This is a genomic window from Microbacterium sp. HSID17254 (genome assembly GCF_003989315.1).
Taxonomy (GTDB): domain Bacteria; phylum Actinomycetota; class Actinomycetes; order Actinomycetales; family Microbacteriaceae; genus Microbacterium.
In genome coordinates this window covers 16530-36896 of record NZ_RBLT01000034.1, presented here as the reverse complement: position 1 = coordinate 36896, position 20367 = coordinate 16530, and the positions used below count along the sequence as shown (strand labels likewise).

The following is a 20367-nucleotide window of genomic DNA, read 5'->3' as shown; positions in this document are numbered from 1 at the left end:
CTCACCGTCGGCGCGCGCCTTGTCGGCCTGCGCCTGCTGCTCGGCGATGCGGGTGCGCGCCTCGGCCTGCTTGACCTGCTCGATCGCCGCCGCCTCGGCCGCGCGCTCACGCGTGTAGAGCTCGGCCTGCGCGCGGGTCTCCGCCTCGTACCGCTGCGCGTCCGCGACGCGCTTGACGTCGGCGTCGAGCTGCGCCTGCTTGTTCTCGGCCTGCTGCTGGAGCACGGCCTGCTCGGCCTGGGCGCGGGCGAGCTGCTCGGCCTGCTCCGCCTCGGCGCGTGCGCGGCCGATTCCGGCGTTGGCGTTGGCCGTGTTCGTGTCGAGCGCGGTCTGCTCGACGAGGTTCGCCTCCTGGTTCGCGATGTTCTTCTGGTTGATCGCGCGGTCGGCGTTGGTCTGCGAGATCTCCGCGGCCTGGCGCTTCGCCTGGATCTCCGGGGCACCGAGGGACTGGATGTAGCCGACCTTGTCGGTGATGCCCTTGATCTGGAAGGAGTCGAGGATGAGGCCCTGCTCGGCGAGCTCCTGGGAGACGTCGGCGGCGATCTGGTCGGAGAACTTCTTGCGCTCCCGCATGAGCTCCACGACGGAGAGCGTCGCGACGATGCCGCGCAGGGCGCCCTCGAGCTGCTCGGTGGTGAACTGCTCGATGGCCTTGTCCTGAGAGGCGAAGCGCTCGGCGGCCCGGCGCACAAGCAGCGGGTCGGAGCCGATCTTCACGATCGCGACGCCGTCGACGTTGAGCGTCACGTTGTCGAGCGACTGCGCCTCGGCGTTGAGCGACACCTGCCGCGACCGGAGGGAGATGATCTCGTGGCGCTGGGTGATCGGGTTGACGAGCGACTTGCCGTTCACGATGACCGTGACGGGCGACTCCGACATCTCGGAACTGCTGGTGCCGTCGGCGCCGATCACGGCACGCTGCACCTTCTGCTTGCGTCCGGAGATGACGAGCGCTTCGTCGGCGCGAGCCACCTTGATCCAGCTGCGTGCGAACAGCAGCAGGATCAGCAGGACGACGATCGCGGCGACAACCGCGATCCCGATGACGATGAGGATGCCGACGATTCCGGCGATCTCCATGGATGACCTCCCTGGTTCCCCCCCGAGGGGGCGGTCCGATATGCCCACGGTCGATGTGGGCGTGCGCAACCCACCCTGCCAGAAAAGCGACGCCCGCCACCGTCGCGGCCGTCATGATGCCGTCGTCGGTGGAGACGCCCCCGACCGCGGCGCCTGTGGAGAAGGGGAGCGGTCAGCGGGTGCGGAGCTTCTCCGCGAGGTCGCGGAGCAGACGCAGCTCCTCGTCGTCGAGGCGTGACATCCGGTCGGCGATCGACCGGCCGTGCACCGTGGCGAGCGCACGGAACGCCCGGGCACCCTCGTCCGTCGCGCGGATCAGGGCGCCGCGGCCGTCGTCCGGGTCGGCGCATTTCGCGACCAGCCCCCGGGTCACCATCCGGTCGACGAGGCGGGAGACGCTCGGCTGGCTGATGAGCATGTTGGCGGTGATGTCGCGCAGCCGCGCTGTCATCTCCGGCGAGCGCGTCACCGTGAGCAGTACGTCGTACTCGGCCTGGGTGATATCGCCGGTGTCGAAGTCCGCCGCCATCTCGGTGAACAGTTCGTGCTGCGCGCGGAAGAGGCTTTCCCAGGCCTCCAGCGCGAGCTTCCGATCGGTCATCCTCACAGAGTACCGGGCGCAGTAAAGGGCCGGTCGGAGAGGCTCCCGACCGGCCCTTGTCCCTTGCACCAAGAGTGTCCTGCAATCACATGCGGTGGATGCCACAGCAAACATTCACCGTGTGATCACTGTATAACGGCGAGGTAACGAATGCAACGGTTTGATCACGATGATTCGGGCGGATACTGGAAGGGACGGTTTCGAGAGCCCCCGCCTCCGCACCGCGCGGCAGACCTCTCGAACGCCAGGAAGAAGATGCTCATGAAAGCTCTCCGCTACGTCGAGATCGGCAAGCCCCCGGTGGTGGTCGACATCCCGATTCCGAAGCCCGGCCCCGGACAGGTCCTGCTCAAGATCACCGCGGGTGGTGTCTGCCACTCCGACGACTACGTCATGGGACTCTCCGAGAAGGACTACCACGAGCAGGGCTACCCGCTGCCGTTGACGCTCGGGCATGAAGGCGCCGGCGTCGTGCACGAGATCGGCGAGGGCGTCGACTCGACCCTGAAGGTCGGGGATGCGGTGGCCGTCTACGGGCCCTGGGGCTGTGGCCGCTGCCACAACTGCTCGATGGGCAAGGAGAACTACTGCACGAACGCCGCCGCGGAGGGCATCCGTCCTCCTGGCCTGGGCAGCCAGGGGTCGATGGCCGAGTACATGATCGTCGACGACGCGCGCCACCTCGTGCCGCTCGGGGACCTCGACCCCGTGCAGAACGTCTCGCTGACCGACGCGGGCCTCACCCCGTACCACGCGATCAAGAACTCGCTTCCGAAGCTCGGCGCCGGCACCGTCGCGGTCGTGATCGGCACCGGAGGGCTCGGCCACGTCGGCATCCAGATCCTCAAGGCCATCTCGGGTGCCACGGTCATCGCGCTGGACGTGAACGACGAGAAGCTGAAGCTCGCCACCGAGGTCGGCGCGGATCACGTGTTGATCAGCGACGCGTCGGCGGCCGAGAAGATCCGCGAGCTCACCGGCGGTCTCGGCGCGAACGCCGTGTTCGACTTCGTCGGCGCGAACCCGACGATCGCCCTGGCGCAGAGCGTGGCCGCGCTCGAGGCCGACATCACGATCGTGGGCATCGGCGGAGGCAGCATGACCCTCGGTTTCGGCTCGATCGCCTATGACGCGGCCGTGCGCATCCCCTACTGGGGTTCGCGCGCCGAGCTGATCGAGGTGCTGGACCTCGCCCGCGCCGGCAAGATCCACGTCCAGACCGAGAGCTACACGCTCGACGACGGCCCGAAGGCGTACGAAGACCTCGCGTCGAACAGCATCCGCGGACGCGCCGTCATCGTCCCCTGACGTCGGCCTCGAACGCCCGGGAGGAATCGCCTCCCGGGCGTTCGTCGTCTCGGTGCGGCCTCAGCCGCGGCGTCGCCGGTCGGCGAGGAGGGCGAGCGCCGCATCGATCGCGCTCGCCGCCGCGTCGGGGGCCGCGCGCACGAGGGCGAAGGCGGATACCACGAGCCCCGTACAGGCGTCGGCCAGCGTCTCGATCTCCGTGGGCGCACGGTCGGGGAGGGCGGCCCGGACGCCGCGGGCGAACGCCCCTCGGAGCTCCGCGCGATAGGACGCCACGACCCGGGCGACCGCGTCGTCGGTGCCGATGGGGGCGGCGGCGGTGTTCACCAGCAGGCAGCCGCTCGTCGCCGGGAGGCTGCCGGTCGTCAGCAGGGCCGCGCGCAGTCCGCCGAGATAGGTCTCCAGGGCCTCCGGCGTCACGGTCTCTCCCGTCAACGGGGCGAGGCGCGGGCGGATGACCTCGTCCAGGTAGCTCTCGACGGCGGCGTCGAAGAGTCCTCGTTTGGAACCGAAGGCGTGATAGATGCTCGAGCGGCTGAGACCGGTCGCGCGCTCGAGCTCGGGCAGCGGCGCGCTCTCGAAGCCGCGCTCCCAGAACACGCCGCGTGCCGCGCGGACCGCTTCCGCGGTGTCGAAGGTCTGTGTGCGCCCCATCCGCCCTGCTCCTGCCCTTTTGTGAATCGCTCGATCCAGTATATATTGGAACGACCGATACAGAATGCGCGGCCTCGCCGCGTCGAAGGGGGACTGCCATGGTCATCGCCGGACTCGTGCTCGCAGGCATCGCCGCGCTCGTGCACGTCTACATCTTCTGGCTCGAGTCGTTCGCCTGGACCAGCGCGCGCGCTCGCCGCACGTTCGGCACTGGCACGGCGGAGGAGGCCGCGCGACAGAAGGAGCTCGCCTTCAACCAGGGCTTCTACAACCTGTTCCTCGCGATCGCCGTCCTCCTCGGCATCGTCCTCTTCGCCACGGGAGCGACGGCCGTCGGCGCGACCCTCGTCTTCACCGGCGCCGGATCGATGGTCGCCGCGAGCCTCGTGCTGCTGCTGTCGAGCCCTGACAAGGCGTCCGCCGCCCTGAAGCAGGGCGTCATCCCGGCGCTCGGCGTCATCGCGCTGGCCATCGGCCTCCTCGTCTGAGTCCGGCCGCAGCCCCCAGATCCTCACGAAGGAGAGTAATGTCCCACGCCATCAGCACCCAGATCCAGCTCGCCCGCCGCCCCGAGGGGTGGCCGACCCACGACGACTTCCGCACCGTCGAGGTCGAGCTGAGCGATCCGGCGCCGGGGGAGGTGCGCGTGGCGAACGAGTTCGTCTCCGTCGACCCCTACATGCGCGGGCGGATGAACGACGTCCGCAGCTATGTCGCCCCCTACGCCCTCGACGAGGTCATCGCGGGTGGCGCCATCGGCCGGGTCGTCGCCTCTGCGGCGGACGACCTCCCCGTCGGCACCGTCGTGCTGCACCAGCACGGCTGGAGCGATGTCGTGCAGGCGGACGCGTCGACCTTCCGGGCCGTGCCCGAGGTGCCCGGCATGCCGCTGTCGCTGCGCCTGCACATCCTCGGCATGACCGGCCTCACCGCGTACGTCGGCCTCACCGCGATCGCCGGACTCGCCCCGGGCGACACCGTCTTCGTCTCCGGCGCCGCCGGTGCCGTCGGCACGGCTGTCGGTCAGATCGCCAAGCTCCTCGGCGCGGGCCGCGTGATCGGCTCGGCGGGCTCACCCGAGAAGGTCGCCCTGCTGACCGAGAAGTACGGCTACGACGCGGCGTTCAACTACAAGGACGGCCCGGTGCGCGAGCAGCTCGCCGCCCTCGCGCCCGAGGGCGTGGACGTGTTCTTCGACAACGTCGGCGGCGACCACCTCGAAGCCGCGCTCGACGTGATGAACGACGGTGGCCGGATCGCGCTGTGCGGCGCCATCACGAGCTACAACACCACCGAGCGCGTGCCCGGGCCCGACAACATGGCGAACATCATCACGCGCGGGCTCCGTCTCCAGGGCTTCACGCTGGCCGCGTACCTGCACCTGTCGCCGGAGTTCAGCGAGAAGATGACCCGCTGGTTCGCGGAAGGACGGATCGCCTACGACGAGACCATCGTCGACGGCATCGAGAACACGGTCGATGCGTTCCTCGACATGATGCGCGGAGCCAACACGGGGAAGATGCTCGTGCGGGTCACGCCCTCCGCCTGACGTCCGGGGCGGGCCGCCCGCGCATTTGAGATATATTGCTTGAGACGTAGAACTTCACTCTCCATGACCCCCACTGGAGGCAGTGTGACACTCTCTGGCGGCCCCCTCGAACGCCGGTCGATGAGCGACGAGGCTTTCGTGCGCCTGCAGGATGCCATCATCAGCGGCGAGCTCCAGCCCGGCGAGCGCCTGCGCGACTACGAGCTCGCCGAACGCCTCGGCACCTCGAAGACGCCGATCCGTCATGCCCTCGACCGCCTGGCCGACAACGGCCTCGTCGAGATGCAGCGCAATCGCTACACCCGCGTGGCTCCGATCGATCTGGAACGGGTGCGCAACGCCGTCGACCTGTTCGGCGACATCTGGATCGGCTCGGTCCGCCACGTCATGCCGGTGATCCAGGACGACGATGTGGCCTACCTCGTGGAGCTGGCCGACGACATGGCGGCGTCGGTGCAGGAGCGGGACATCATCGCGTTCGGTGCGGCGCTCCGCAGCGCGGCGACGGGTTTCGCCCGGATCGAGGGCAACGCCACGCGCGCCAACTCCATCGAGCGCCTCGGCCCGCAGATCCGCCGGTTCACCCAGCACGCGAAGGACGCCGTGGACTGGTCCGCCGTCGAGGAGTTCGTCGGTGCGATCCGCGAGGCGACGTCGGAGCGCGACGCGGTCAAAACCCGTGCCGTGCTGGTGACCTTCTTCGACGAGACGCTCCCGGCGATCATCGATCGGGCAGAGCAGTCGGGACTGGCCGAGATCTCGGAGTGATCCTGCGCTGACGAACGAGGGCGACCGCACACCGCGGTCGCCCTCGTCGCGTCCCAGGGCTACGGCGTGAGGCGATGGACGTCGCGCGGGAACAGCGTCACCTCGCGGACGTTGGCCGCCTCGACCAGGCGGCCCACCCAACGCTCCAGTCCGATGGCGAAGCCGCCGTGCGGAGGCATCCCGTGCGCGAACGACTCCAGGTAGCCGGCGTACGCCGAGGGCGATTCTCCACGAGCCTCGATCGCAGCGACGACCTCGCTGTGCCGATGCAGACGCTGTCCACCGGTCACGAGCTCCAGACCGCGGAACAGGAGGTCGAAGCTGTTGCTCCCCTCCGCGTCGTCGGCCTGCGGATGCGTGTAGAACGGGCGCTTGCGCATCGGGTAGCCCTCGACGGCCAGCACGTCGCTGCCGAACGCCTCCTTCGCCCATGCCCCGAGCGCGCGCTCGTGCGCCGGGGAGAGGTCGGGCTCGTCGGCCGGAGCACCGACCCGGCGCAGCGCGTCGCGGAAGTGCACGACGGGGATGTCCTCGGGGATGACGGGGAGCGTCACGTCGAGCAGCGCGAGCTCTTCCGCGGCGTCGGCGCGGATGCCGTCGAGCATGCCGCGCAGCACGTCGCCGAGGAGGCGCAGGACGTCGCGGTGGTCGCGGATGAACCCGAGCTCGACGTCCAGCGACACGTACTCGGACAGATGCCGCACGGTGTCGTGGGGCTCGGCTCGGAACACCGGCCCCACCTCGTAGACGCGTTCGAACACGCCGACGAGCTGCTGCTTGTAGAACTGCGGGCTCTGCGCGAGGTACCCGGTCCTGCCGAAGTAGTCGACGGGGAACACGTTCGCCCCCGACTCGGTCACGGTGTCGACGATCTTCGGGGTCTGCACCTCGGTGAAGTCCGCGGCGTCGAGCACCCGGCGGAACGCGCGCACGCTCTCCGCGGCGATCTGCCAGGTCGCGCGGCGTGCGGGATGACGCCAGGTCACCGCCGCGTGGTCGAGCAGAGTCGGCAGGCTCGTCTCGAGCGTCGGGCGCCACAGCTCCACGACCGGCGGTGCGGCCGGCTCCGACAGGCTCTCGATCTGCGGGTCGACGATCTCGACGCCGCCGGGGGCCTGCGGGTTCGCGGCGACGGTCCCCGTCACGCGGACCACTGTCTCCTCCGGAGGGAGGCCATCCGCTGGATGCTCGGCGGAACGGACCACGACCTGTGCGAGGCCCGAACGGTCGCGGATGATCAGGAAGGCGACGGTGGCGAGTTCCCTCCGGCGATGGACGTGACCGAGCAGGGTGACACGGCGGCCGGGGACGGCCTCGGCGAGCTCCGCGGCGAGAGTGCGGGCGGGGTCGGGTGTTCTCATTTCTCCTCCAGGTTGTGGGAGCCCTGGAGGTGTGGGCGGGGGCCAGATCGCGGTGCCACCACACCTTCGCCGGTGAGAAGCCGGCCTCTCGTCGGTACGCCGGACGCGCGGGGACCGCCTGCCCGGAGGCCGGGGGTCGTCACGCCCCGGCGGTCGCCGCGTCCAGTCTAGGGGCGTTCTCGGCAGATCCACAGAATCGCTCGGGCACCGTCTCGTACCCTGGATTATCCAAGGGGAGTACTCCGACACGGTCGGGTCGTCATTACGGATGCGTCTGCATCCCGGCCCACCGGTCCCGCTCGGGATGGGGAAGACTTTGGCGCTGTTCCGTCACGCCCGAGTCTGGAGTACCCGTTGGAAATCACCCCTTTGATCTGGGCCATCACGATCGCGGTCACCATCGCGTTCTTCGTGTACGAGTTCTTCGCGCACGTCCGCAAGCCGCACGAGCCGAGCATCGGCGAATCCGCACGCTGGTCGATCTTCTACATCAGCCTCGCGCTGCTCTTCGGCGTGGGCATCGGTCTGGTGTCCGGCTGGACCTACGGCGGCGAGTACTTCGCCGGCTACCTCACCGAGAAGGCGCTGTCGATCGACAACCTCTTCGTGTTCCTCATCGTGATGACGGGCTTCGCGGTGCCGAAGATCTATCAGCAGAAGGTGCTGATGATCGGCATCGTGATCGCGCTGATCCTCCGCGGCATCTTCATCGCCGTCGGTGCGACCCTCATCGAGAACTTCTCCTGGATCTTCTACGTCTTCGGCGCGCTGCTGCTCTTCCTCGCGTACCGCCAGGCCTTCAGCAGCCACGAGAGCAACCCCGCGAACGGCCGCTTCATGACGTTCGTCCGTCGCCACCTCCCCGTCAGCGAGGAGTACAACGGCGACAAGCTCACGGTCGTCCAGAAGGGCAAGCGCTACGTCACGCCGATGCTGCTGACGATCATCGCGATCGGCTTCATCGACCTCGTCTTCGCCGTCGACTCGATCCCCGCCATCTACGGCCTCACCGACCAGGCGTACATCGTCTTCACCGCGAACGCGTTCGCCCTGATGGGTCTTCGGCAGCTGTACTTCCTCATCGGCGGGCTGCTGGAGCGCCTGGTGTACCTGGCTCAGGGCCTCGCCGTCATCCTCGCGTTCATCGGCGTGAAGCTCGTGCTGCATGCCCTGCACGTCAACGAGGTGCCGTTCATCAACGGCGGCGAGCCGATGCTGTGGGCGCCCGAGATCCCGATCTGGTTCTCGCTGCTGTTCATCGCCGCGACCATCGCGGTCGCCACCGTCGCGAGCCTGATGAAGACGCGCCGGCACCGCAACGCCGTCTCTTCCTCGACCGATTCCACCCCCACCATCGACAAGGAGCACTCTTGAGCGCGCAGCGCTGTTCTGACTCTTCGGACTCTGACAGTACGAGCACCCGGTTCATCCCGGGTGCTCACCCCGCCACCGAGGAGGTCGCCCGCTGATGGGCGATCTGCTCTGGAACATCGCCCTCGTCCTGCTCTTCGTGCTGATCGGCGGTGTCTTCGCTGCGACGGAGATGGCCCTGGTCACGCTGCGTGAGAGCCAGCTCAACGCGATCGCCGCTCGCGGCCGTCGCGGAGCGAAGGTCGCCGCCCTGGCCCGCAACCCCAACACCTTCCTCTCGGCGGTGCAGATCGGCGTGACCGTGGCGGGCTTCGCGTCCGCCGCCTACGGCGCGACCTCGATCGCGCCGTCCGTCGCGCCGCTGCTGGAGGGCTGGGGTGTCGCGCCTCCGCTTGCGATGACGCTCGCCACGATCGTGCTGACGCTGATCATCGCGTACCTGTCGCTCGTGCTCGGCGAGCTCGTGCCGAAGCGGCTCGCGATCCAGCGCAACGCGCAGTTCGCGTACGCCGTGGCGCCGGCGCTGAACGGCTTCGCGACCGTCATGCGCCCGGTGATCTGGCTGCTGTCGGTCTCGACGAACGCCCTCGTCCGCGTGCTCGGCGGCGACCCGCACAAGACGAGCGACGAGCTCACCGACGAGGAGGTGCGCGACATCGTGGCGACCCACCAGGGCCTGCCCGACGACGAGCGCCGCATCCTCGACGACGTGCTCTCCCTGCGCGGACGTCAGGTGAGCGAGGTCATGCGCCCGCGTCCCGAGGTCGTGGCGCTCGACGAAGCGGCGACCGTGGGGGCGGCGATGGAGCAGGTCCGCGAGCTGCCCTTCTCCCGGTACCCCGTGTCCCAGACGTCGATCGACGACATCACCGGCTTCGTGCACGTGCGCGACCTCTTCGAGGCTGCGGCCGACGATCCGGAGCGTCCGCTGCAGGGGCTCGTCCGCGACATCCCCTACATCCCGTCCACCGCGCGGGTGCTGCCCACCCTGACGCGCATGCGGGCGGAGGGGCACCACATCGCGGTCGTCGTGGACGAGTACGGCGGCACCGATGGTCTCGTCACGCTGGAGGACCTCGTGGAGGAGGTCGTCGGCGAGATCTTCGACGAGTACGACGCCGAGGTCTTCATCTCCGCCGACGACGGCTTGGACGGGCGCCTCAACCTGCAGGACTTCGAGGAGGCGACGGGGCTCGCGATGCCCCGGGGGTCTTCCGACACGATCGCAGGATTCGTCACCGAGCAGCTCGGCCGGCTCGCCGTGGTCGGCGACACCGTCGAGGTGCCGGGCGCGACCATCCAGGTGGCCGAGGTCGATCGGCGGCGCATCGCGCGGGTGCGCGTCTCGATGCACACCGATCCGGGTGCCGAGCGGGGCACCGAAGACTGATGCTCGACCGGGTGGCGGGGCGCGTCAGTCGCGCGCTCCGCTGCCCAGCTCGCGCAGTCCGTCGCCGAGGACCTCGGTCAGGAGCTGGGCGTAGCGGCCGTCCGGATCGAGGTCCGGGTCGAACACGGTGATGCTCGCCCCGATCGCCTGCGGGGCGAGGGCGCGCAAAAGTGCGGTGAGCTCCGCGGCATCGAGGCCGCCCGGATCCGGGCTGTCGACGGCGGGCATCACCGACGGGTCGAGCACGTCGACGTCGAGCTGCAACCAGTAGCGCCCGCCGGCGGACGCGGCGGTCTCAGCGGCGACCGCGTCGGCTTCTCGTGCCAGGACGTCGGCCGCCGGCGTGACGCGCGCGAGGAGGCCGCGGACCTCCTCCTGCTCCTCGTCGTCGTCGCGGTGCCCGATGTGGGCCGTGCGGGTGGCGGAGAAGTACGGCGCGAGTCCGCCGATGTCGGCGATCGCCGGCCAGTGCTCGCCGACCGCGGCCGCCAGCGCTTCGCCGGCCACGCTCGCGCACTCGTCGCTGTTGCCCGGGTGGCGGAAGTCGGTGTGCCCGTCGATGTGCACGAGGCCCGCGCCTCCACGGCGCTTCACGGCGATCCCGGCGCCGACGAGGATGCCGCAGTCGCCCCCGATCACGAGCGGGGCGCGGCCCTCGTCGAGGACCTCGCCGATGCGCGAAGCCAGGCGGAGGGAGTGGTCGACGAAGGCGGCCTCGTTCCGCACCCGGCCGGCGGGCCGCGTGGCGTCGTCGTCCACGTAGCGTCCGGCGAGCACGATGCCGCCGTCGCTCGCGCCCTGATCGGTGAAGCGCCGGAACAGCCCCGCCTCCCGGAACGCCTCCGGCGCCTTCGCGGAGCCGGGCACGCTGCCGGGCTCCGGTGGGCGCAGGCCGAGGTTGCTGGGGGCCGACAGCAGAGTGATCATGCGCTCATCCTGCCGCGGGCGTCCGACATCGCCTCCGCTCAGCGGATGGCGTAGACGGCGCTCCCCACGATCACCGCGATGACGGTCGTCCAGCCGATGATCGCGACGGCCTGCCACACGAGGATGCGCCCCTTGCCGATGCCGGACGCGGCGAGCATGGTGGCGGTGAAGTGCGTCGGCAGCAGCAGCGGTCCCAGCAGGCTCACCCCGGGCACGCCGTAGCGCTCGAACGCGCGCTGGAACTTCTCGCGGCGGGCGGAGCCGCGTCCGGTCTCCGCCGGGACGCCGTCGGCCTCCAGGCTCGTCCCGCCGCCCACCGTCACCGGCTGCTTCGCCCGCGAGCGGTCCACGATGGCTCGGCGGGCGCCCGCGCTGGCGAGCACCAGGATCGCGACGCAGAGGAAGTTGCCGACCATCGCGGCGGTGGCCGCGATCACGGGCGGGATGCCGCCGAGGATGCCGATGCTCGCGGCACCCTCGCCTTCGACGAACGGCACCGCTCCGGCGAGGGCGACGATGAGGGGCTGGACGAGGTCGGGGACCTGGGCGACGAGGTTCTGGAAGGTCTCGATGAGGTTCATGGGGGAAGCTCCGGGTGTCGGTGCAGACGGTCTCTCCGTCGCGATGACCCCAGTCCAGTCGATGGCGGCGCGAGGCGGCAGTGCCGCCGCGTCATCGCTCTCCGTGCGGTTCGCACCCGGATCCCGTGACATGTGTCACGCCTCTATCGTGGGGAGCGTGAGCAGTCCTTCCCCCGCTTTCTCCGATCCCGGTCCCGGTGCCCGCCAGCTCGCGCGGGGCATCACCGCCACCTGGTGGTACACGGTCGGCGGGGTGGTCTTCATCGAGCTCATGCTGGTGGCCGCCTGGCTGGGCATCGCCGTGGCACTGGATCGCTCGGGAGTCGCGCTGCTCGTCGTGGGCGTCGGCGGGGTGCTCTGGGCGGCGTCGACCGTCCTGCTGCTGGTCGACTACCGTCATCGCGTCGACGCCGGCCCCGGGGTGGGCTGGGTGCGCTTGGCCGTGCCGGCCGTCGTCGCCCTGATCTACGGCGGCGCGGCGGGGGCTCTGGTCGGCAGTTGGCAGCTCGCCGCGATGCCGGTGGTGCAGGTCTTCGTGCTGGTGAGCTGGCCCCGCGGGATCCGGGTGCGTGTGGCCGTGGCGGCGACGGTCGTGCTCGTCGCTCTCGCGCTGCTCGACTCGACCACCCCCCTCGGCTCCGAGGTCCCGGTGTGGGTGCCGGTGCTCTACGGAGTCATGCTGCCCGGGATGACCGTGAGCTCGCTGTGGTGGTGGGACGTGCTCGTGGCCCTCGATCGGGCACGCACCTCGGAGGCGCGACTGGCGGCGACGCAGGAGCGCCTGCGCGTCGCGACCGACGTGCACGACCTCCAGGGGCATCATCTCCAGGTGATCGCCCTGCAGCTCGAACTGGCGGAGCGCCTGCTGCCCACCGATCCGCAGGCGGGGATGGAGCAGCTCCGCGCCGCGAGGGCGAGCGTCGACGACGCGCGGCAGGGCACCAGAGACCTCGCCACGCGGTTCCGCTCGGTGCCCCTCGGTGACGAGCTGGCGAACGCCCGGGATCTGCTCACGGCCGCCGGGCTCACGGTGGAGGCGCGGATCCACCCGGATGCGGACGCGGCACCCGCGGCCGACCTCGGCCCCGTGATCCGGGAGACGACCACGAACGTCCTGCGGCACGGACGCGGCGGTCACGCGCGCCTGATCCTCGACCGGACGGCGGACGCCTGGCGGTACGAGGTCGCCAACGACGCCGACCCCGCGGCCGAGGACGGGGCGGGCGGCTCCGGGCTCGAGGGCGTCCGCCGACGGATCGGCGAGGCGGGCGGCACGTTCGAGCAGCGGCGGGACGCCGACGAGTTCGTCGTGACGGTCACCGTGCCCGCGCGGGCGGAGATCGTCCGATGATCCGGGTGCTGCTCGCCGACGACGAGGGCATGATCCGCTCCGCGCTCGCCGCCCTGCTGCGCCTCGAGGCCGACATCGACGTCGTCGTGGAGTGCGCGGACGGCGAGGAGGCCGTCGCCGCCGCCGTCCGGCTCGAACCCGACGTGTGCCTGCTCGATCTGGAGATGCCGGGACTCGACGGCGTGCAGGTCGCCGAGAGGCTCAACCGCACGATCGCCACCCGCTGCATCGTCGTCACCCGGCACGCCCGCCCCGGGGTGCTCCGGCGGGCGCTCGCCTCCGGCGTCTCCGGGTTCGTGCCCAAGTCGCGAGGTGCGGACGAGCTCGCCGCGATCATCCGCCGCGTCGCGGCCGGCGCCCGGTACGTCGATCCGGAGATCGCCGCGGATGCGCTGAGCGACGAGCGCTCGCCGCTCACGGACCGCGAGCTGGATGTGCTCCGCGCCGGGCGCCGAGGGGAGACCACGGGACAGATCGCGCGGGCGCTGGCGCTGGCGCCGGGGACGGTGCGCAACCACATCTCCGTCATCCTCGGGAAGCTCTCGGTGGGCACCCGTCAGCAGGCCGTGCTCGTCGCCGAGGAGCGCGGCTGGATCTGACCGTCGTCACGCGTCCGTTTCGGTCGTCACGGCCTGCGAGAATGGAGGCGCCGAGTCCCGAGCCGAGGAGCACACGTGCCGTTCATCTCCACCCGCGGCGGCATGCAGCCGCAGTCGTTCAGCGAGACGCTGCTGGAGGGCCTGGCGCCCGACGGCGGCCTGGCCGTCCCCGACGTCATGCCCGAGGTCGACGGCGAGACGCTCGAGCGCTGGCGGGCCCTGACCTATCCGCAGCTGGCGACCGAGGTGCTCGGCCTCTTCGCGACCGACATCCCGCGGGAGGACCTCGCCCGGATGACGGCGGCGGCGTATGCGGACTTCCCGGACGGCGTCGTCCCGCTGCGTCGCGTGGACGACGACCTCACGCTGGTCGGCCTCTCCGAGGGCCCGACGCTGGCGTTCAAGGACATGGCCATGCAGTTCCTCGGGCAGGTGCTGGAGTACACGCTCGAGCGCCAGGGCTCGGTCCTCAACATCCTCGGTGCCACGTCTGGTGACACCGGCTCGGCCGCGGAGCACGCCCTGCGCGGCAAGGAGCGCGTCGCGGTGTTCATGCTGTCGCCGCAGGGCCGGATGAGCGCGTTCCAGCGGGCGCAGATGTTCTCGCTCGACGACGCGAACGTGCACAACATCGCGGTGGAGGGCGTCTTCGACGACTGCCAGAACCTCGTGAAGAAGCTCGCCGGCGACCTCGACTTCAAGCGCGCTCAGCACCTGGGCGCCGTGAACTCGATCAACCTCGCCCGCATCACCGCGCAGACGGTCTACTACTTCTGGGCGTGGCTGCGCGCGACCGACGCCGGCGGCTGGGCCGAGGTGTCGTTCACCGTCCCCTCGGGGAACTTCGGCAACATCCTCTCCGGATTCTTCGCGAAGCAGATGGGACTGCCGATCCGACGCCTCGTGCTCGCCGCGAACGAGAACAACGTGCTCGACGAGTTCTTCCGCACGGGGGTGTACCGCCCCCGCAGCGCCGCCCAGACGCTGGCCACCTCGAGCCCGTCGATGGACATCTCGAAGGCGTCGAACCTCGAGCGCTTCATCTTCGAGCTCGTCGACCGCGATCCGGCGCGAGTGGTCGGCGCGTGGGACGACCTGGAGGCCCAGGGCTTCTTCGACTTCTCGGCCGAGCAGGCGCGCTTCGCGGAGGAGTTCGGCATCGTGAGCGGCACCTCGACGCACGAGGACCGGCTCGCGACCATCCGCGACGTGTACGAGGCCTCCGGCGAGGTGATCGACCCGCACACCGCCGACGGCGTGAAGGTCGCGCGGGAGTACGTCGAGCCCGGAGTGCCGATGCTGGTGCTGGAGACGGCCAAGCCCGAGAAGTTCGCCGAGACCATCCACGAGGCCATCGGGGTCGAGCTGGCGTACGCCCCCGAGCTGCGCGCCATGCTCGACGCCCCCCAGCACGTGACCGAGATGCCCGACGACGAGCACGCTCTCCGTGCCTTCATCGAGGAGAACGCCCTCCACTGACCCGCCAGACCCCGCTGTCGCGCCGAAACCCCCTGTCCCGCACGCCGGAGACAGGGGGTTTCGACGTGAACCCGGGGTCTCGGCGGAAATGGGCAGTGTGCACAGAGGAAGGGGGGATCGGGGCGGAGTGCACATGTCGGGGAGGGGACGGGGGTGAGTACCGTGGCGGGCAACCCGTATCCTCCTCCCGAAGGACTCCCCATGGCACGCACGGCGCACGCAGACGACTTCGCGCTCTCCCGAGTGACTCCTGAGGCCCGCAAGCCCTGGTTCGGAATCGCCGTCCAGCGATTCGGACAGGTCTCCGCCCTCTCGCAGTTCCTCCTCGGCGCGACCCTCGGTTACAGCATGACCTTCGGCGAGGCCGTCCTCGCCTTCCTGTTCGGCTCGCTCATCCTCGAGGTGATCATGTGCGTGGTCGGCTTCATCGGCCAGCGTGAGGGCCTGAACACCGCGCTCCTCGCCCGCTGGACGGGCTTCGGCGAGATCGGCGCCTCGCTCGTCGGCCTCGCGATCGGCATCAGCCTCATCGGCTGGTTCGGCATCCAGTCCGCCATCTCCGCGCAGTCGCTCGACGCGCTCATGCCCGGTGCCCTGCCGGTCTGGGCGTGGAGCCTCATCTTCGGCCTCGCCGTCACCGCGATCGTCGCCTTCGGCTTCGTCGGGATGCAGTGGCTCGCGAACATCACCGTGCCGCTGTTCCTGATCCTCGTGGGCTGGTCCGTCATCTCCGAGCTCACCCGTCACGACATCGGCGAGCTGCTCACCGGCCCCGCGCCTGGACCGACCATGAGCGTCTGGGCGGGCACGGGCATCGTCGCCGGCGGCCTCATCGTCGGCGCCATCATCACCGGCGACATGACCCGCTTCAACCGCTCTCGGGCCGACGTCGTCAAGCAGACGGTGCTGGGCGTCTCCCTCGGCGAGTTCGTGATCGGCCTCGCCGGCGTGCTTCTCGCCCACGCGGCGGCGACCGGCGACATCGTCGCCATCGTCACCTCGTCCGTCGGGTTCGTCGGCCTGTTCATCGTCCTCACCGGCACGCTGAAGATCAACGACTGGAACCTGTACTCCTCCACGCTCGGCCTGGTGAACTTCATCTCCACCGCCTTCGGGAAGAACCTCCACCGCGTCACCACGACCATCGTCCTCGGCGTGGTGGGATCGGTGCTTGCGGCGGTCGGCATCCTCGGCCAGTTCACCGAGTTCCTCGTCGTGCTCAGCGTCGCGTTCCCGCCGATCGCCGGGATCATGGTCGCCGAGTACTACGTGGTGCGCCGCTGGCGTCCCGAGCTCGACGCGACCCGCGAGGCCGGCACCCTGCCCGGCACCGCGCCCCGGATCGTCCCGGCCACGATCGTCGTCTGGCTGGTGTCCTCGCTGGTCGGCTACTTCGTGACCTGGGGCATCCCCTCGCTGCTCAGCCTCTTCCTGTCGATGGTGCTCTACATCGTCGCCGGCAAGCTCGGCTGGGTGCGCGGCGTCGGCGTCGCGACCACCCGGCAGGCGGACCCCGTCGACAGCGCCCCCGCCGCGGTCTGAGCAGACCCGCCGGACACGAACCACCTCCACGAAAGCGAGCATCATGCACATCGGCATCGACGTCGGCGGCACCAACACCGACGCCGTCCTCATGGACGGCACCCGCACCCTGGCCGGGGTCAAGCACTCCACGACCCCGGACGTGACGAGCGGGATCGTCCAGGCCATCGAAGACCTCCGTGCGGGGCACTCCTTCGAGGGCGGCGACATCGACGCGGTGATGATCGGCACGACGCACTTCATCAATGCGCTCGTGCAGGCGAGCCGGCTCGCTCCGGTCGCGGCCCTTCGACTCGGTCTGCCCGCGACGCGCGCGCTGCCGCCGCTGATCGACTGGCCGGAGGTTCTCGTCGCGGCCACCCAGGCACGCAGCTACCTGGCGCACGGCGGCTACGAGTTCGACGGCCGCCCGATCTCGCCGCTCGACCCCGACGAGATCCGCGCGCACGCCGAGGACATGAAGGCGAACGGCATCCGCTCGGTGGCCATCTCGTCGGTGTTCAGCCCGGTCAACCACGACCTCGAAGTGCAGGCGGCCGAGATCGTCGCGTCTGTGCTCGGAGAGGACGCCGCCATCTCGCTGTCGCATGAGATCGGCCGCATCGGACTGCTGGAGCGCGAGAACGCGACGATCATCAATGCCGCCCTCCGCGAGCTCGCGTCGGAGATCGTCGACGGGCTCACCTCGGCGGTCCGTGCGCAGGGCATCGAAGCGCCGATCTTCCTCAGCCAGAACGACGGTACGCTCATGGACGAGGACTACGTGCGCCGGTACCCGGTCGCGACCTTCGCCTCCGGCCCCACCAACTCGATGCGCGGGGCGGCGGCCACCAGCGGCCTCGTCGACTGCGCCGTCATCGACGTGGGCGGCACCACCGCCGACATCGGCCTGCTCATCAACGGCTTCCCCCGGGAGACGGCGAACGAGGTGAAGGTCGCCGGCATCCGCACGAACTTCCGCATGCCGGACGTGCTCTCCCTCGGCATCGGCGGTGGCAGCATCGTCGACGAGGAGACGGCCGAGGTGGGCCCGGCCTCGGTCGGATACCGGCTGACGACGGAGGCTCTGGTCTTCGGCGGCTCGACCCTCACGGCCACCGACATCGCGGTCGCCGCCGGTCGTGCGCAGGTGGGGGATCCCGCCAAGGTCGCGCACCTCGACCCCGCGTTCGTGGAGCGCGTGCTCGCCCGCATCGCGGAGCGCGTCGCGGAGGCGGTGGACCGCATGCGCACGTCGCCGGAGCCCATCGCGGTCGTGGCCGTCGGCGGCGGGTCCATCCTGCTGCCCGACGAGCTGCCCCTGTTCGGCACCGTCCATCGCCCGGAGAACTATGCGGTCGCGAACGCCATCGGCGCCTCGATCGCCCAGGTCGGCGGCGAGATCGACAAGGTCTACGCGATCGAGCCGGGCCGTCGCGACGAGACGATCGCGGAGGTGCGCGCCGAGGCCGTCGACAAGGCCATCGCGGCCGGCGCCAAGCCCGCGACCGTGTCGATCATCGACTTCGACGAGGTCCCCATTCCGTATCTTCCCGGTAACGCGACGCGCATCCGCGTGAAGGCCGTCGGCGACCTCGACATGGGGGCCTGACATGAGCACGACGATCACCGCGGCCGACATCGACGGTCTCGCTCGCGGCGCGGCCGTGCTCGGCACCGGCGGGGGCGGCGACCCGTACATCGGCGCGCTCCTCGCCCGCCAGGCCCTCGCCTCGGGAGACGTCACGGTCGTGGCGCTCGACGAGGTGCCGGACGACGCCCTCGTGCTGTTCGTCGCCATGATGGGCGCGCCCACCGTCATGGTCGAGAAGCTGCCGAGCCTCGCGGAGGTCATCGAGCCGGTCAAGGCGCTCGGGATCCACCTCGGCCGCCCGGTCACCCACATCGCCTGCGCCGAGGTCGGCGGCGTGAACTCGACGATCCCGATCGCCGCCGCCGCCGCGCTCGGGCTGCCGCTCGTCGACGCGGACGGCATGGGTCGCGCCTTCCCCGAGCTGCAGATGGTGCTCCCGACGCTGTACGGCGTGACGGCCTCGCCGCTCGCCTTCAGCGACGAGAAGGGGAACACGGGGGTGCTGCAGACCGCCGACAACTCCTGGACCGAGCGCATCGCCCGCGTCGCGTGCGTCGAGATGGGCTGCTCCGTCATGATCTCCGGCTTCTCGATGTCGGGTGCCGCCGCACGCCAGTCGCTGGTGGCGGGATCGCTGTCCCGGTGCATCGACATCGGTCAGCGGATCGCGGAGGCCCGCGAGGCGAAGACCGACCCGGTCGCCGCCGTCGTCGAGCTCCTCGGCGGTCGCGAGCTGTTCGGTGGCAAGGTCGCCGACGTGAACCGGGCCACGACGACCGGCTTCGCGCGCGGTCGGGCACGGATCGACGGAGAGAGCGGAGCCTCGCTGACGCTGCAGTTCCAGAACGAGCACCTCGTCGCGGAGGCGGACGGGCGGGTGCTGGCGACCACCCCCGACCTCATCATGGTCCTCGACGGCGAGTCGGGGGAGCCCGTCACGACCGAGGGGCTGCGCTACGGCCAGCGCGTCCGCGTGATCGCCGCTCCCGCTGATGAGCGCTGGCACTCGGACGCGGCTCTCGCGATGGTCGGCCCGGGGTACTTCGGCTACGACATCCCGGCGCACCGGTTCGACGGCACGGTCTCCGCCGGAGACGCCGCGGCAGGGGTCGCCGCATGAGCTGGGAGCTGACCGCGGCAGACCTGCCCGACCTCGCCCGCGGCGCCACGCTGCTCGGCACCGGCGGAGGAGGCGACCCCTACATCGGCAAGATGCTGGTGGAGCGCGTGCTCGGCGACGGGGCGATCACGATCCTCGACCCGGACGACCTCGCCGACGACCTCTTCGTCATCCCGACCGCGCAGATGGGGGCGCCGACGGTGATGGTCGAGAAGATCCCCGCCGGCACCGAGCCCACCCTCGCTCTGCGCACCCTGGAGGACCACCTGGGACGCCGGGCCGATGCCACCATGCCGATCGAGTGCGGGGGGATCAACTCGATGATCCCGCTCATCGTCGCCGCGGAGACCGGTCTTCCGGTCGTGGACGCGGACGGCATGGGCCGGGCGTTCCCCGAGCTGTCGATGGAGACCTTCGCGGTCTACGGCGTGCACGGCTCGCCGCTCGCGCTCGCCGGAGAGCGCGGGGAGCGCGTCGTCATCGACACGGGAGACGACGATCGTCAGATGGAGTGGCTCGCCCGCGGCATCACGATCCGGCTGGGTGGCGTCGGTCACATCGCCGAGTACGCCATGAGCGGCGCCGACGTGCGGCGCACGGCGGTGCCGCGCACCATCTCGATGGCTCTCGCCCTGGGCCGAGCGATCCGGCTCGCCCGGGAAGAGCACCGCTCGCCGTTCGAGGCGATCGCCGCGACGCTCGCGACCACGCTCTACCCGCATGTGCGCGAGCTCTGCGTCGGGAAGGTGGTGGATGTCGAACGACGGACCACCGAGGGTTTCGCGAAGGGGCGGGCGGTCATCGCTCCGCTCGGCGCCGCGGCGGACGACACGTTCGAGATCGCCTTCCAGAACGAGAACCTCACCGCGCGGCGGGGTGGACGGCTCGTCGCGATCGTTCCCGATCTCATCTGCGTCGTCGATCACGAGACCGCCGAACCCATCACCACGGAGGGACTCCGCTACGGTCAGCGCGTCCGGGTGCTCGGCATCTCGACGCCGGCGATGATGCGCACCCCCGAGGCTCTGGCCGCCTTCGGGCCGTCCGCTTTCGGCCTGACCGAGGAGTTCGCTCCCGTCGAGGGGATGGCCGCGTCTTAGGCTGGATCCC

General features: G+C 70.3%; 19 protein-coding genes. 13 read left to right on the top strand and 6 right to left on the bottom strand.

Going from position 1 to position 20367, the window contains the following annotated elements:
* Together D8M34_RS14760 and D8M34_RS14755 are read right to left on the bottom strand one after the other, a co-directional pair.
* On the bottom strand, window positions 1–1083 hold a 1083-nt coding region (locus D8M34_RS14760), incomplete at its 3' end, for a flotillin family protein (protein WP_148113061.1).
* A 172-nt stretch (window positions 1084–1255) separates the two neighbouring features.
* Entirely contained in the window at window positions 1256–1684 is a 429-nt protein-coding gene (locus D8M34_RS14755; RefSeq protein WP_025104537.1) for a MarR family winged helix-turn-helix transcriptional regulator, read from the bottom strand.
* Window positions 1685–1945: 261 nt separating this feature from the next.
* Here D8M34_RS14755 and D8M34_RS14750 point away from each other — a divergent pair, with 261 nt between their 5' ends.
* Window positions 1946–2992 carry an NAD(P)-dependent alcohol dehydrogenase gene (locus tag D8M34_RS14750; protein ID WP_025104516.1) on the top strand — a complete coding sequence of 349 codons (1047 nt, stop codon included), beginning with the start codon at window positions 1946–1948 and terminating at the stop codon, window positions 2990–2992.
* Window positions 2993–3052: 60 nt separating this feature from the next.
* Here D8M34_RS14750 and D8M34_RS14745 read toward each other — a convergent pair whose 3' ends face one another.
* Window positions 3053–3646: a TetR/AcrR family transcriptional regulator gene (locus tag D8M34_RS14745; RefSeq protein ID WP_126894367.1), complete on the bottom strand. Its 594-nt coding sequence runs from the start codon at window positions 3644–3646 to the stop codon at window positions 3053–3055.
* Window positions 3647–3744: 98 nt separating this feature from the next.
* Between D8M34_RS14745 and D8M34_RS14740 the strand changes: the two genes are divergently transcribed.
* From D8M34_RS14740 to D8M34_RS14730, 3 genes are all read left to right on the top strand, one after another.
* Entirely contained in the window at window positions 3745–4134 is a 390-nt protein-coding gene (locus D8M34_RS14740; protein WP_025104514.1) for a DUF1304 domain-containing protein, read from the top strand.
* A 38-nt stretch (window positions 4135–4172) separates the two neighbouring features.
* Window positions 4173–5195, top strand: a complete 1023-nt coding sequence (locus D8M34_RS14735) for an NADP-dependent oxidoreductase (RefSeq protein ID WP_126894366.1) — start codon at window positions 4173–4175, stop codon at window positions 5193–5195.
* Window positions 5196–5315: 120 nt separating this feature from the next.
* Window positions 5316–5963 carry a GntR family transcriptional regulator gene (locus D8M34_RS14730; RefSeq protein ID WP_062635627.1) on the top strand — a complete coding sequence of 216 codons (648 nt, stop codon included), beginning with the start codon at window positions 5316–5318 and terminating at the stop codon, window positions 5961–5963.
* Window positions 5964–6022: 59 nt separating this feature from the next.
* Here D8M34_RS14730 and aspS read toward each other — a convergent pair whose 3' ends face one another.
* A complete protein-coding gene (gene aspS / locus D8M34_RS14725) occupies window positions 6023–7324 on the bottom strand; it encodes an aspartate--tRNA(Asn) ligase (RefSeq protein ID WP_126894365.1) in 1302 nt (433 codons plus the stop codon).
* A gap of 354 nt (window positions 7325–7678) precedes the next feature.
* Here aspS and D8M34_RS14720 point away from each other — a divergent pair, with 354 nt between their 5' ends.
* Window positions 7679–8698, top strand: coding sequence for a TerC family protein (locus D8M34_RS14720; protein WP_126894364.1), 1020 nt, complete (start codon window positions 7679–7681; stop codon window positions 8696–8698).
* A gap of 94 nt (window positions 8699–8792) precedes the next feature.
* Window positions 8793–10085, top strand: a complete 1293-nt coding sequence (locus D8M34_RS14715) for a hemolysin family protein (protein WP_029989632.1) — start codon at window positions 8793–8795, stop codon at window positions 10083–10085.
* A gap of 24 nt (window positions 10086–10109) precedes the next feature.
* Here D8M34_RS14715 and D8M34_RS14710 read toward each other — a convergent pair whose 3' ends face one another.
* Both D8M34_RS14710 and D8M34_RS14705 read right to left on the bottom strand, forming a co-directional pair.
* A complete protein-coding gene (locus tag D8M34_RS14710; RefSeq protein ID WP_126894363.1) occupies window positions 10110–11012 on the bottom strand; it encodes an arginase family protein in 903 nt (300 codons plus the stop codon).
* A gap of 38 nt (window positions 11013–11050) precedes the next feature.
* Window positions 11051–11593: a small multidrug efflux protein gene (locus D8M34_RS14705; protein WP_126894362.1), complete on the bottom strand. Its 543-nt coding sequence runs from the start codon at window positions 11591–11593 to the stop codon at window positions 11051–11053.
* 157 nt (window positions 11594–11750) lie between these two features.
* Between D8M34_RS14705 and D8M34_RS14700 the strand changes: the two genes are divergently transcribed.
* The 7 genes from D8M34_RS14700 (at window position 11751) to D8M34_RS14670 (ending at window position 20357) form a co-directional block, all read left to right on the top strand.
* On the top strand, window positions 11751–12944 hold the full coding sequence (locus tag D8M34_RS14700; protein WP_238695673.1) for a sensor histidine kinase: 1194 nt from the start codon (window positions 11751–11753) through the stop codon (window positions 12942–12944).
* On the top strand, window positions 12941–13543 hold the full coding sequence (locus D8M34_RS14695; protein ID WP_126894360.1) for a response regulator transcription factor: 603 nt from the start codon (window positions 12941–12943) through the stop codon (window positions 13541–13543). Before D8M34_RS14700 ends, D8M34_RS14695 begins: the two co-directional genes overlap by 4 nt.
* Before the next feature lie 75 nt (window positions 13544–13618).
* On the top strand, window positions 13619–15022 hold the full coding sequence (gene thrC, locus D8M34_RS14690) for a threonine synthase (protein WP_126894359.1): 1404 nt from the start codon (window positions 13619–13621) through the stop codon (window positions 15020–15022).
* A 201-nt stretch (window positions 15023–15223) separates the two neighbouring features.
* Entirely contained in the window at window positions 15224–16564 is a 1341-nt protein-coding gene (locus D8M34_RS14685) for a purine-cytosine permease family protein (protein WP_025104503.1), read from the top strand.
* 43 nt (window positions 16565–16607) lie between these two features.
* Complete coding sequence (locus D8M34_RS14680) at window positions 16608–18155, top strand: hydantoinase/oxoprolinase N-terminal domain-containing protein (protein ID WP_085603906.1); 1548 nt, start codon at window positions 16608–16610, stop codon at window positions 18153–18155.
* Between the two features lies 1 nt (window position 18156).
* Window positions 18157–19257 carry a DUF917 domain-containing protein gene (locus D8M34_RS14675; protein ID WP_085603904.1) on the top strand — a complete coding sequence of 367 codons (1101 nt, stop codon included), beginning with the start codon at window positions 18157–18159 and terminating at the stop codon, window positions 19255–19257.
* Window positions 19254–20357, top strand: coding sequence for a DUF917 domain-containing protein (locus tag D8M34_RS14670; protein WP_085603901.1), 1104 nt, complete (start codon window positions 19254–19256; stop codon window positions 20355–20357). Before D8M34_RS14675 ends, D8M34_RS14670 begins: the two co-directional genes overlap by 4 nt.
* Window positions 20358–20367 lie beyond the last annotated feature (10 nt).